The following is a 12,253-nucleotide window of genomic DNA, read 5'->3' on the forward strand; positions in this document are numbered from 1 at the left end:
TGTTGTTTTTCTTATCCCTGCATCACAGCCCACAACGCTTCCAGTTCGGCCTCGCTGAACAGGTCAGCGGGGTAGCGCTCGATCATCATCCGGCGCGGATCAGGTTCCCTGATCTGACGCGTTCCATTGGACTTCAAAAAGTGCGCGACAATCTGGAGCGATTCGCCTTTTACGGCCATGGGATGCAACGTCCGCTCGCTGACTACGTTCACTTCGGCGTTCATTTCAGCGCTCTCTCCCCGGTCATGAGCGGCTACGTTATCCAAGGTTTATGACAGAACTGTTGAAGTTCGCCTCCCTCCCTAGTGCCCTTTGTCCGATACAAGAGCTATGCCAAGGTTTCCGATTTGTCGACAAGCGGATACAAAGAAGCCCGCAGTCCAACCGGGCTGCGGGCTTCTTCAGGTACATCGCGCGCTAATCGTCGCCCGGCTGATTTATTAATCAACTCAGGCTGTTACGACTCAACTCACTCTTTGTGCGGCGCGGGTTGCTGCTGGGTAAGGCAGTGAATATTGCCGCCACCCAGTAACAGTTCGCGGCCCGGCACCATCACCACTTCGTGTTGCGGGAACAGGTTCTGCAGGATTTCCCGAGCCGGGGCGTCCATCGGATCGTCGAAGCTCGGTGCGATGATGCCGCCGTTGACGATCAGGAAATTCACGTAGGAACCGGCCAGACGCACGCTCGGATTGCGCTCCTGAGTGCCATCCACCGGATCGACCCCGGCGCACTCTTCTTCGGTCGCGAACAACGGCCCCGGAATCGGCATTTTGTGCACCGTGAACGGGCGCCCCTTGGCGTCGATGCTGCTTTCCAGCACCTTCATCGCGGCCTGACAGCGCGGGTAGTTCGGATCCTGTGGATCATCGGTCCACGCCAACAGAACTTCGCCCGGACGCACGTAGCAGCAGAAGTTATCCACATGGCCATCGGTTTCGTCGTTGAACAAACCGTCCGGCAGCCAGATGATTTTATCCACAGCCAGATTGGCGCTCAGCACTGCTTCGATTTCTTCGCGACTCAGGTGCGGGTTGCGATTGCGGTTGAGCAGGCATTCTTCAGTGGTGATCAGCGTGCCTTCGCCGTCGACGTGAATCGAACCACCCTCCAGCACAAAACCTTCGGTGCGATAACGCGGGCTGCGCTCGATCTCGAGGATCTTGCCGCCGACCTGCGAATCGCGGTTCCACGGCGAGTACAAGCCGCCGTCAAAGCCGCCCCAGGCATTGAAGTCCCAGTTCACACCGCGCACTTCGCCGCTGTTATTGATAACGAAGGTCGGACCGCTGTCGCGAACCCAGGCGTCATCGCTGGACATCTCGACCACGCGGATATTCGACACGTCGAGACGGGCGCGGGCGTTTTCGTATTGGCCGGCGGACACCGCAACGGTCACCGGTTCAAAACGGGCGATGGCCTTGGCCACCGCCGCGTGGGCTGCTTGTGCAGGTTTGCCGCCCAGGCGCCAGTTGTCCGGGCGCTCGGGCCAGATCATCCAGGTTTGCGTTTGGGGTGCCCACTCGGCCGGCATGTGGAAGCCGTCGGCGCGCGGGGTGCTTTTCAATGTGGTCATCGGGATCAGGACTCCAGGGAACCGTCGAGGGTTTTCAACGCGCCGTACAGATTCGGCCGGCGGTCGCGGAATGAACCCCACGCGCTGCGAATATGTTCCAGCTCGTCGAGGTTGAAAGTGTGCACAAGAATACCTTCTTCGGTTTTATTCAGCTCCTGCACTTTTTCGCCGAACTGGTTGGCGATGAACGATGAGCCGTAGAACGTGATGTCGTAGCCGTCCTGTTCTTCGTTACCGATGCGGTTGCTGGCGATCAGCGGCATCAGGTTGGCGCCGGCATGGCCCTGCTGCACGCGCTGCCAGTGATCGCGGGACGAAATGCTCTTGTCGTGCGGCTCGCTGCCGATGGCGGTCGGGTAGAACAGGATTTCCGCACCTTGCAGCGCCATCGCCCGCGCCGCTTCCGGGAACCACTGATCCCAGCAGATGCCCACGCCGATTTTTGCGTAACGGGTATTCCAGACCTTGAAGCCGGTATCGCCCGGGTTGAAGTAATACTTTTCGTGGTAACCCGGGCCATCCGGGATGTGGCTTTTACGATAAATCCCGAGGTTGCTGCCGTCGGCATCGATGATCGCGATGCTGTTGAAACGCGCACGACCGGCCAGCTGGTAGAAGCTGATCGGCAGCACCACTTGCAGCTCTTTGGCGATTTTCTGGAAATGTTTGATCGCGACGTTTTCTTCCACCGTAGTGGCCAGTTGCAGATAGTCCGGGTTCGGCTTCTGGCAAAAGTACGGCGCTTCGAACAGCTCCTGGATCAGGATGATCTGCGCGCCTTTTGCGGCAGCTTCGCGCACCAGTCTTTCAGCGGTTTCGAGGTTGGCTTCCAGATCCCACGAACAGGCCATCTGCGTGGCGGCGACGGTAACGATACGGCTCATGAATCATCTCCGGGCAAGTGCTTTGACGGTCGAGGATTCGACCGAAGAGAAAAAACGCGCGCACCGGACAAAAAATCGCCATGCCGGAGCAATGGCGACTTTATAGCCGATAAATATCGGCTTTAGAAGCTATCTACCAACCTTTCATCGAAAAATAATCACAAATAGCCGATATAAATCTGCTTTGTGTAGGAGCGGTTGGGAATCCGTGGCTTACAGGCCTTCGGTAAGCACCCGATCCAGCATGTCGACAAAGAAATCCACACTGCGCCGCGAGGTCACCATCGGCGGTTTGATCTTGAGGATGTTCAGGTCATCGCCGGTCGGTTGCATGAAAATCCCCAGCTCGCGCAGGCGATCGCACAGCGATGTGGTTTCTTCTGTCGCCGGTTCCAGTGTGTCGCGATTACGGATCAGCTCAACCCCCAGATAAAAACCGGAGCCGTGCACCGCGCCCACCAGCGGATGTTTATCGATCAACGCTTCGAGCCGCGCCTTGAAGTGGCCGCCGACCACTTGGGCGTTCTCCCAGAGTTTTTCTTCTTCCATCACATCCAGCACGGCCATGCCGATCTGGCAGCTCACAGGACTGCCGCCGGCTGACGAGAAGAAGTAACCCTCAGCCTCCAGCGCTTCGGCGATTTCCCGGCGAGTAATGACCGCACCGAGTGGCTGGCCGTTGCCCATGCCTTTGGCCATGACAATGATGTCCGGCACCACACCTTGTTCTTCGAAACCCCAGAAGAAATGGCCCATGCGCCCGTAACCGACCTGCACTTCATCGGCGATGCACACACCGCCCTGCGCGCGGACCAACGCATACACCTGCTTCAAGTAACCGGGTGGCAGCGAGATGCCGCCGGCATTGCCATACACCGGCTCGCAGATAAACCCGGCCAGTTGACGCTTCTGCTCAGCGATTTTCGCCAGATGATGCTCGACGCTGCGCACATAGTCCGGCGCCGAATCGAGGCCACGGAATTCGCCACGATAAATGTTCGGCGCGATCACCGGATGCACCCAGTCCGGACGGCTTTCAAGGGCTTTCGGGTTGTCGGCAATCGAGGTCGACACCGCATCGGCACCGATCGTCCAACCGTGATAAGCCTCCAACACGCTGACCATGTCGCGACCGCCGCTGTAGGCCCACGCCAGACGGATCGCCAGGTCATTGGCCTCGCTGCCGCTGTTGACCAGAAACACCCGATCCATGCCTTCCGGCGCCAGCTTGAGCAAGCGCTCGGAGAACTCGGCCACCGCCGCATAGTTGAAGCGTGAGTTAGTGTTGAGCAGCGACCACTGCCGGGCAGCGACCGCCGCCATGCGCGGATGACCGTGACCGAGCACCGCCACGTTGTTGAGCATGTCGAGGTAGGAACGGCCCTGCATGTCGATCAGGTGATTGCGCCAGCCGCGCTCAATGCGCGGCGGATCCACGTAATAGTGTTTTTGCGTGCGGGCAAAACTGGCGTCGCGGCGCTCAAGCAAGGTCTTCGCATCCAGCTCCTGCTCGGCATCGCAGGCCAATCCAAGCAAAGCTGCCGGTGACGGACACAGCGCCTGCCAGGCGGCCGCACGGGACGGCGTGCAGAACAGCGGCGCATCCCATTGCGCACCGCGACTCAGTTGTACAATCAACGGCCCGCTGACCGAACCCAGCACCTGACCTTTGACCAGCGCCGCCCCGCTTTGCAGCGATGGTGTCACGCCCCACAAACGTACGCTGAGCTGTGGGCCGTCCAGTTGCAGCGCACCCTCTGGGCGCTGATGAACCACACCGGCAAACGGCGATTCCACAGGCGTGCCATTGGGCACGCGTAATTCAACGTGCAGCGGGAAGGTGTCCGGCTCAGCGGCACTGTCCGGTTGAGTACGCGACAAACGGTATTGGCCATAACGACTCGCCGCCAGACCATGCGCGGCAGCCGCTTCATTCAGCAATCGCTGGTCGATGCCCTCCTGCTCCCAGTTGCCGGCCTCGAAATGCGGACTGAGAACGCCAAGGTCGATCAGAGCAAATTCACGCCCGACCAGACTTGGCAGCAACGGCGCAAAGTCTTCGCCGTTGATCGCCGCCAAGGGTTGCCCGACCGCGCTGAGAATCGCCGCCTCCATCAACGCCAGCGGCACGGATGTCGCGACGCGGAAGATTTCCCACTCGTGGGTGAGGTTGTCGCGGCTGTAGGTATTGGAAGGGTCGATACTGACCTGCTGCTCGCCACTGAGCACCAGCACCGCCGCCCGGGCGACGATCAGTGGCCACAGGGCTTGCCGTTCTTCGTGTTGCAGCGGATTGACGGCGTGATAAGCCTGAACCGCCGGCAGAATCACAAACGGATCGCCGTCGGCGTGATGCAGCAATGCGGCGCATGTCACCGACAGATCGGTAATGCGCCAGGTGCGGATCAGGTCGCCGAAATCGATCACACCCTGCAATTGCCAATGGCGCTGTGCGTCGCGCTGCCAGACGGCGTTGTCGTCAGTGATGTCCATGTGAATCGCCTGCACCGGCAGTTTGTCCACCAGTGGCTGCAAGCGGCGCTCGGCCTGCTCGGCGGCGTCGGCGATCAATGCGCGCTGCTGGTCGTCCTTGATCACTGGCAGCAAATGACTGATCAGTGCGCTGGCATGGCGCGCGTCCCATTGCAATGTGCGCTCAAGGCCCGGGTGGTCGAATCCGGCCAGTGCCAGGTCCATCTCACCGCAGAGCCGGCCAAACCCGGCCACCACGTCATGGCCCAAGTGATCGAGATGGGTCAGCGGCTGACCTTCGATGTAATCGAGTAGCCGCACATGTACCGGCTCGCCATCGACTTGCAGCGTCAGCAGGTCCTGACCGTTATTGGCGGCAATCACCCGCGGCACATTTACTGTGCAGTGTTCGGCCAGATACTTTAGGCCGGCATGCTGGGCTTGCAACTCGACAAGGGCGTAATCGCCACGGCAGATTTTCAGCACAAACCGCCCGCGCTCACTGTCTACGCGATAGTTAAGATCTTGCTGACTGCCGAGGGCCTGTAACGTGCCGCCGAGCCCGTAATGTTCGGCGAGCCATTGCAAGGCCTGCGCCTCTGAAACCTGCGGGCTGGGCAAACTGGCGCGATGAATCAACGTGGCGAGCGGCATGAAACGACCCCTGAAATTTTATTAGGCGCTTATATCGCCACTGCTTCGGAGGATACGCAACCCCTGATCGTGGTTATTCGAGCGCTCGCATCCGCCGGCACTTTGCGCAAGAATGTCGACCATTCACACCTGCCTATGGAAATCCCAATGAATGTAATCACCACCGATTTGCCCGGTGTTCTGATCATCGAACCCAAGGTGTTCGGTGACGAGCGCGGTTTCTTCTACGAGAGTTTCAACGCCAAGGCGTTCCAGGACGCGACCGGCCTGGACACCCAATTCGTTCAGGACAACCATTCGCGCTCGCAAAAAGGCGTGCTGCGTGGCCTGCATTATCAGTTGGAAAACACCCAGGGCAAACTGGTGCGCGTCACGGTCGGTGAAGTGCTTGATGTGGCCGTGGACATTCGCCGCAGCTCGCCGCACTTCGGTAAGTCGGTGGCGGTGCGCCTGTCGGCTGAAAACCATCGTCAGCTGTGGGTACCGGAAGGTTTCGCCCATGGCTTCGTAGTGCTGAGCGAGTTCGCCGAGTTCCTCTACAAGACCACCAACTACTACGACCCATCGTCCGAGCGCAGCATTCGCTGGGACGACCCTGCTCTGGGTATCGACTGGCAGTTGGACGAAGCGCCGAAACTCTCGGCGAAGGATCAAGCTGCAGCGTTGCTCAAGGACGCTGACGTCTTTTCCTGAGGCCGGGCATAATGCGCCTGTTCCCTCAGGCGCATCCGGCTCATGAAACCATCCCTTCCCCGCAGACCCCGCTGGCGCAGCCTCGCCCTTCTGGCCCTGTGTCTGGCGCCTTTACTGTGGCCGTTGGAGCATCTGGCCGAGCGCTATTACCGCAGCGAACTGGCCGGACAGAATCGCCAGACCCTCGACCTCTACGTCGCCAACCTGCTGGGCACCCTGCACCGCTATGAAGTGTTGCCGCAGATCCTCGGCGACCTGCCGGCCCTGCGTACCGTGCTTGGAGCGCCAGACGATGGTGTTACCCAAGGTAATGCCAACCGTCTGCTGAAAAACATCGCCGCACAGACTGGCGCCGAAGTCATGTACCTGATGGACACTACCGGGAAAACACTCGCGGCGTCGAACTGGGACAAACACGATAGCTTCGTGGGCCGCAATTTCTCCTTCCGCCCGTATTTCAGCGAAGCCATGGCCGGGCGTCTCGGGCGCTTTTTCGGTCTTGGAACGACATCGGCCAAGCGCGGCTACTTCTTCGCCGCTGCGGTGCGTAATGGTGAAAAGATCACTGGCGTGCTGGTGATCAAAGTCGATCTCGACCACACCGAAAGTCTCTGGGGCAAAACCCCGGAACAACTGCTGGTGACCGACCATAACGGTGTGGTCATCCTCACCTCGCGTCCTGAATGGCGCTTCCGCTCGACCCGCGTCTTGAGCGATACCGAGCGCGCAGCGATCACCGCAATCCAGCCCTACCCGACCCGTGAACCGCGTCCGCTGAACCTCAGCCCCGATGCCTGGCTGACACAAACCCACGACATCGCCGAAACCGGCTGGAGCGTCAGCATTCTTGCGCCGCGCACGCTGATCGACCGCCCGGTGCGTACGGTGGTCGCCATCGGTGGCGCCACGCTATTGGTTATGATGCTGCTTCTCGGCCTGATGATGCAGCGCCGTCGCCACTATCTGGAGCGCATCGCGTTTGAAGCCAAGGCCCGTCGTGAACTGGAAGGTCGCGTCGCCGAACGCACCAGCGACCTCGAAGGCCTCAACCGCCGCTTGAAACAGGAAGTGCTGGAGCGCGAACAGGCGCAACAAGAACTGGTTCGTGCTCAGGATGATCTGGTACAGGCCGGCAAGTTGTCAGCGTTGGGAACCATGTCTGCAAGCATCAGCCACGAACTCAATCAGCCGCTGGCGGCGATCCGCAGCTACGCGGAGAACGCTGAAGTGCTTCTCGACCATGAGCGTACTGACGACGCGCGCGGCAACCTCAAACTGATCAGCGAACTGACCGGGCGCATGGCGTCGATCATCGCCCACCTGCGTGCGTTCGCCCGCCGCGATCGCCACGCCCCGGAAAGCGTCGCCCTGCAACCGGCGCTGGACGATGCTCTGGCCTTGCTGGCCAAGCGTCGGCGCAGCATGGAAGTCGAGCTGATCCGCGACCTGCCCGCCGCCACCCTGTGGGTCGAAGCCGGGGAAACCCGCCTGCGCCAGGTACTCGGCAATCTGCTGGCCAACGCCCTCGACGCCCTCACCGAAAAGGGCCCGCCGCGCAAATTGTGGCTGAGTGCCGAATCCACTGCCGAAGGCGTCAATCTGTACATTCGCGACAACGGCCCGGGGTTCTGTATGGAAGCCCTCGGTCGCGCCAGCGAGCCCTTCTACACCACCAAGACCCGTACTCAAGGCCTTGGTCTGGGTTTGGCGATCTGTGAAACCCTGATGCGCGCCTTCGGTGGTGAACTGTCGTTCTCCAACCACAAACAAGGTGGCGCCTTGATCACCCTGCGGCTGCGCGCCGGCGCGCCCGGGGTCAGCCTGCAACCGTCCGAGGATCGAAGTGCATGACCATCGACAATCGCATTCAGGTGGTGTTGATCGACGACGATCCGCACCTGCGTCAGGCCCTCGGCCAGACCCTGGATCTGGCCGGGCTGAAAATCCTCCCGCTGTCTGAAGCCAAAGGGCTGGCCGGACAACTGGAGCGCGACTGGCCGGGTGTGGTGGTCAGCGACATCCGCATGCCGGGCATGGACGGTCTCGAATTGCTGAGCGAGTTGCACGCCCAGGATCCCGAGCTGCCAGTGCTGCTGATCACCGGCCACGGCGATGTGCCGCTGGCCGTGCAGGCGATGCGTGCCGGGGCTTATGACTTCCTCGAAAAACCGTTCGCCAGCGATGCTCTGCTCGACAGCGTGCGCCGCGCCCTGGCCGTGCGCCGCCTGGTGCTGGACAACCGCAGTCTGCGTCTGGCCCTCAGCGATCGCAATGAACTGAGCGCGCGTCTGGTCGGCCACTCGACACCGATGTTGCGCCTGCGCGAGCAGATCGGCGCGTTGGCGGCGACCAAGGCTGACGTGCTGATACTTGGCGAAACCGGGGCTGGCAAAGAAGTCGTCGCTCGGGCATTGCATGATCTATCGAGCCGCCGCAACGGCCCGTTCGTGGCGATCAATGCCGGGGCGCTGGCTGAATCAGTCGTGGAAAGTGAACTGTTCGGTCATGAGCCGGGCGCGTTCACTGGCGCGCAAAAACGCCGAATCGGCAAGTTCGAATTCGCCAATGGCGGTACGTTGTTCCTCGATGAAATCGAAAGCATGAGCATGGACGTGCAGGTGAAGTTGCTGCGCATGCTGCAGGAGCGCGTCGTTGAACGTTTGGGCGGCAATCAGCTGATTCCGCTGGATATCCGCGTGATCGCCGCGACCAAGGAAGACCTGCGCCAGGCCGCTGATCAGGGCCGCTTCCGTGCCGACTTGTATTACCGTCTTAACGTCGCGCCATTACGCATTCCCCCGCTGCGAGAACGTGGCGAAGATGCGCTGGTGCTGTTCCAGCATTACGCCGATGAAGCCAGCGCCCGCCACGGCTTGCCGCCCCACGAACTGCAACCGGCACAACGCGCCCTGCTGCTGCGTCACACCTGGCCTGGCAACGTGCGCGAGTTGCAGAACGCGGCAGAACGTTTCGCCCTTGGCCTGGAACTGGCGCTGGATAACACCGGCACCGAAGGGGGTGGCGCGACCGTTGAAGTCATCGCCGGAGGCCTCAGCGAGCAAGTGGAAAACTTCGAGAAGTCGCTGATCGCCGCCGAACTGTCGCGCGCCCACAGCTCCGTGCGCAGCCTTGCCGAAGCGCTGGGCATTCCGCGCAAGACGCTGCACGACAAACTGCGCAAGCACGGCTTGAGCTTTGCCGACAGCGGCGCCCACGGAGATGAAGCCGAATGAACCGCGACAGTCGCTATCTGGAATCGGTCCTGCATCACGACATTCCCCTGACTCAGGCGATGGGCCTCAAAGTGCTCGACTGGCAGGCGCAGCAGCTGAGTCTGCACTTGCCGCTGGATGCCAACGTCAACCACAAAAGCACCATGTTCGGTGGCAGTCTCTACTGCGGGGCAGTGCTGGCCGGTTGGGGCTGGCTGCATTTGCGCCTGAAGGAAGAAGGGATCGAGGACGGGCACATCGTGATTCAGGAGGGGCAGATCAGTTATCCCCTGCCGGTGACGGGGGATGCCACAGCGATTTGCCCGGCGCCGGAGGCGGCGGTGTGGAAGAAGTTTCTGGCGATGTATCAGCGTTATGGACGGGCGCGGTTGACGTTGAATACGCGGATCGTCAATTCCGGGAATGATGAGGACGCCGTGACGTTTAGCGGGCAGTACGTTTTGCATCGTTAAAGCAAAGATTGCAGCCTGCGGCAGTTCCTACAGGCTTATCCATGTGGGAGCTGCCGCAGGCCGCGATCTTTTGATCTTAACCGCGAGCGAGCTCCAACAACCTCGCTCGCCACGCTGCCTTCGCCGGCAGCGCCAAAAAGAACTCGTTCAGCAACGATTCCCGCGCCGGATAGCAGAACGCGTCACCACGCAAATCCAGCACCTCACCGCCCGCACCTTCCAGCACACCCTGCGCCGCCGCCGTGTCCCACTGCGAAGTCGGTGCCAGGCGCGGATAACAATCCGCCGCACCCTCGGCCAGCAGGCAGAACTTCAACGAACTGCCGATATTGGCCAATTGCAGCTCACCCAGACTGGCGCTGAGTCCTGCGAGCAAGCGCTCCTGCTCAGGACTGGAATGCCGACGACTGGCAACCACGGTGAACGCTTCGCCCGGCGCCGGTACGTCGCGCACCTGAATCGAAACCAGTGTGCCGCCCTTGTCACAGCGCCACGCGCCCAACCCGTTACCACCGACGTAATAACGACCGTTGGTCGGCATCGACACCACACCAAACACCACCCGGCCGTTTTCGATCAGGGCGATGTTGACGGTGAACTCTTCACTGCCACTGATGAACTCCTTGGTGCCATCCAGCGGATCCACCAGCCACCAGCGCTGCCAGCCGGCGCGCACGCTTTGCGGGATATTGGCGTCCTCTTCGGACAGCACCGGAATGCTCGGATCCAGCGCCGTCAGACCCGCAACGATCAGGTGATGCGCGGCCAGGTCCGCAGCGGTCACCGGCGAGTCATCGGACTTGGCCGTGACTTCAACGCCTGCGCGCCAGAACGGCAAAATCGCTTCGCCTGCCTGCAATGCCAGCTCGATCACTGGCGCCATCAACGGGTGCGGGAAATTCATCAAACGCTCACTCATAACTGAAAACACCGCGCTGGCTCAGCAGGTCGCGGGTCAAATAAAGCGCCGCCAAGGCGCGCCCTTCGGAAAACTGCGGATTCAGCGCCAGCGCCGACAACTCACGCAGGTTGACCTTGTCGACCCGCATCGGCTCGGGCTCATCGCCCTCCAGACGTTCCTCGTAAAGATCGGTGGCCAGCACCACCTGAATCTTCTGGCTCATGTAACCGGGCGACAGCGACAGCTCGGTCAGATGTTCCAGTTGCCGCGCGCCGAAACCCGCCTCTTCCTTGAGTTCACGCTCGGCCGCCGCCAACACATCTTCGCCCGGCTCGATCAAACCTTTAGGCAAGGACAACTCATATTCGTCAGTGCCGCCGCAGTATTCCTCGACCAGCACCGCGTGCTCGGCATCGAGCATCGCCACGATCATCACCGCGCCGTATCCCGCCCCCTTGCCGACCAGCCGCTCGTAAGTGCGCTCCACGCCGTTGGAAAAACGCAGCTTCAGTTCTTCGACGCAAAACAGGCGGCTGGTGGCGACGATTTCGCGGGCAAGTACAGTGGGTTTCTGGCGCATGCAAAGCTCCTTGGCGTGAACGCGCTACTATAACGCGGCTTTCCCGATTGTTTACGTCGGATATCTTTTCACCGTTCGAGACGTTGCCATGCCTTCATTACCGTGGTCCGACATCGATACCGTTCTGCTGGACATGGACGGCACGTTGCTGGATCTGCACTTCGATAACCATTTCTGGCTGGAACATCTGCCCCAACGTTACGCCGATCTCCACGGGATCAGCCGGGCCATGGCCGAGATGGAATTGCAGCCGCTGTTCGAGCGCCATGCCGGTCAATTGCAGTGGTATTGCCTGGATTTCTGGAGCACGGAGCTGAAGTTGTCAGTGCGTGAATTGAAGCAGGAAACCGCGCACCTGATCGCCCTGCGCCCGGATGCCGATACCTTTCTGGCGGCGATAAAACGGGCCGGCAAACGGGTGATCATGATCACCAACGCGCACCGTGATTCGCTGTCGTTGAAGCTGGAGCGGATTGAACTGGCGCCCTATTTCGAACGGTTGATCAGCTCGCACGATTACGGTTACCCCAAGGAGAACCCGCAGTTCTGGGATGCCTTGCAGACGGATATCGGTTTTGATCCGGCGCGCAGTTTGTTTATCGACGACACCTTGCCGATTCTGCGCAGTGCGCGGGATTTCGGCGTGGCGCACTTGTTGGCGGTCAAAGAACCGGACAGCCGCAAAGGGCCGAAAGATACTGCGGAGTTTGCAGCGGTCGAGGATTATCGGGATCTGATCTCAGGCCTTTGACTCCTGTAGGAGCTGCCGGAGGCTGCGATCTTTTGATCTTGTTTTTAAAATCAAAAG

11 protein-coding genes are annotated in these 12,253 nt (G+C 60.6%); 5 read left to right on the top strand and 6 right to left on the bottom strand.

Features of this window, described 5'->3' with window-relative positions:
- Positions 1–11 precede the first annotated feature (11 nt).
- The 4 genes from IAI51_RS13375 to IAI51_RS13390 form a co-directional block, all read right to left on the bottom strand.
- A complete protein-coding gene (locus tag IAI51_RS13375; protein WP_187678913.1) occupies positions 12–224 on the bottom strand; it encodes a hypothetical protein in 213 nt (70 codons plus the stop codon).
- 245 nt (positions 225–469) lie between these two features.
- Complete coding sequence (gene aguA / locus IAI51_RS13380) at positions 470–1,576, bottom strand: agmatine deiminase (RefSeq protein ID WP_187678914.1); 1,107 nt, start codon at positions 1,574–1,576, stop codon at positions 470–472.
- 5 nt (positions 1,577–1,581) lie between these two features.
- Complete coding sequence (gene aguB / locus IAI51_RS13385) at positions 1,582–2,460, bottom strand: N-carbamoylputrescine amidase (protein WP_187678915.1); 879 nt, start codon at positions 2,458–2,460, stop codon at positions 1,582–1,584.
- Between the two features lie 213 nt (positions 2,461–2,673).
- Positions 2,674–5,586 (bottom strand): aminotransferase, encoded by a 2,913-nt coding sequence (locus tag IAI51_RS13390; protein WP_187678916.1) that lies wholly within the window; start codon positions 5,584–5,586, stop codon positions 2,674–2,676.
- Positions 5,587–5,733: 147 nt separating this feature from the next.
- Between IAI51_RS13390 and rfbC the strand changes: the two genes are divergently transcribed.
- Genes rfbC through IAI51_RS13410 form a run of 4 tightly spaced genes read left to right on the top strand, consistent with a single transcriptional unit; the run spans position 5,734 to position 9,964 of the window.
- Positions 5,734–6,279, top strand: coding sequence for a dTDP-4-dehydrorhamnose 3,5-epimerase (rfbC, locus tag IAI51_RS13395; protein ID WP_047299314.1), 546 nt, complete (start codon positions 5,734–5,736; stop codon positions 6,277–6,279).
- A 42-nt stretch (positions 6,280–6,321) separates the two neighbouring features.
- Positions 6,322–8,130 carry an ATP-binding protein gene (locus IAI51_RS13400; RefSeq protein WP_187678917.1) on the top strand — a complete coding sequence of 603 codons (1,809 nt, stop codon included), beginning with the start codon at positions 6,322–6,324 and terminating at the stop codon, positions 8,128–8,130.
- Positions 8,127–9,512 carry a sigma-54-dependent transcriptional regulator gene (locus IAI51_RS13405; RefSeq protein WP_187678918.1) on the top strand — a complete coding sequence of 462 codons (1,386 nt, stop codon included), beginning with the start codon at positions 8,127–8,129 and terminating at the stop codon, positions 9,510–9,512. The genes IAI51_RS13400 and IAI51_RS13405 overlap by 4 nt, the downstream gene beginning before the upstream one ends.
- Complete coding sequence (locus IAI51_RS13410) at positions 9,509–9,964, top strand: YiiD C-terminal domain-containing protein (protein ID WP_187678919.1); 456 nt, start codon at positions 9,509–9,511, stop codon at positions 9,962–9,964. The genes IAI51_RS13405 and IAI51_RS13410 overlap by 4 nt, the downstream gene beginning before the upstream one ends.
- 76 nt (positions 9,965–10,040) lie before the next feature.
- Here the strand turns inward: IAI51_RS13410 and cysQ are convergent, their stop codons facing one another.
- Entirely contained in the window at positions 10,041–10,868 is an 828-nt protein-coding gene (gene cysQ / locus IAI51_RS13415) for a 3'(2'),5'-bisphosphate nucleotidase CysQ (RefSeq protein ID WP_187678922.1), read from the bottom strand.
- A 7-nt stretch (positions 10,869–10,875) separates the two neighbouring features.
- Positions 10,876–11,445 carry an ADP compounds hydrolase NudE gene (gene nudE, locus IAI51_RS13420; RefSeq protein ID WP_095190590.1) on the bottom strand — a complete coding sequence of 190 codons (570 nt, stop codon included), beginning with the start codon at positions 11,443–11,445 and terminating at the stop codon, positions 10,876–10,878.
- 88 nt (positions 11,446–11,533) lie between these two features.
- On the opposite strand from nudE, the gene yrfG reads away from it, so the two are divergent.
- Positions 11,534–12,196 carry a GMP/IMP nucleotidase gene (gene yrfG, locus IAI51_RS13425; RefSeq protein ID WP_187678920.1) on the top strand — a complete coding sequence of 221 codons (663 nt, stop codon included), beginning with the start codon at positions 11,534–11,536 and terminating at the stop codon, positions 12,194–12,196.
- Positions 12,197–12,253 lie beyond the last annotated feature (57 nt).

The organism is Pseudomonas sp. N40(2020), assembly GCF_014472415.1.
Taxonomy (GTDB): Bacteria; Pseudomonadota; Gammaproteobacteria; order Pseudomonadales; family Pseudomonadaceae; genus Aquipseudomonas.